The following is a 423-nucleotide window of genomic DNA, read 5'->3' on the forward strand; positions in this document are numbered from 1 at the left end:
TTTTTTCTTTTACCTTTGTACCTTGTGTTTTTTGTAAGTCAGCTTGAGCTAATGGTGGGTTACTCATTCCTTAATTCCTTAGCCCAATAGGGCAGTGATAATGTACGTATGCCTGCCCATTCATCCGTTTTTAGGCATTCTGCATACGTTCTTAAATTTTGTTTGTAGGTTGTTCGACCAATATCTTTTGCTTGTTGGTCTAAATTGAAGACTCTAACGGGGTATCTACCGCAGTCGATAGTCGTGCTAACAACGAGAAAGACAAAAACAGGGGATTCGCCTGTTAATGATTTATATCCATCAGAATAAAAAGAGTCCTGTACGTGATATCTATATTCGTACATGGAACGGTCAAATCGTTGAATGTCAGCAGAGCTTTTTACATCAACAATCCAATGGTGCTCTTGAATGAGTTTATCTGGC

1 protein-coding gene is annotated in these 423 nt (G+C 38.8%); it reads right to left on the reverse strand.

Annotated elements, in window-relative coordinates; genetic code table 11:
* Window positions 1-59 precede the first annotated feature (59 nt).
* On the reverse strand, window positions 60-423 hold a 364-nt coding region (locus HMPREF3129_RS18850; protein ID WP_254668235.1), incomplete at its 5' end, for a PD-(D/E)XK nuclease-like domain-containing protein.

This window comes from Proteus sp. HMSC14B05 (genome assembly GCF_001808035.1).
In the GTDB taxonomy this organism is placed as follows: Bacteria; Pseudomonadota; Gammaproteobacteria; order Enterobacterales; family Enterobacteriaceae; genus Proteus; species Proteus mirabilis.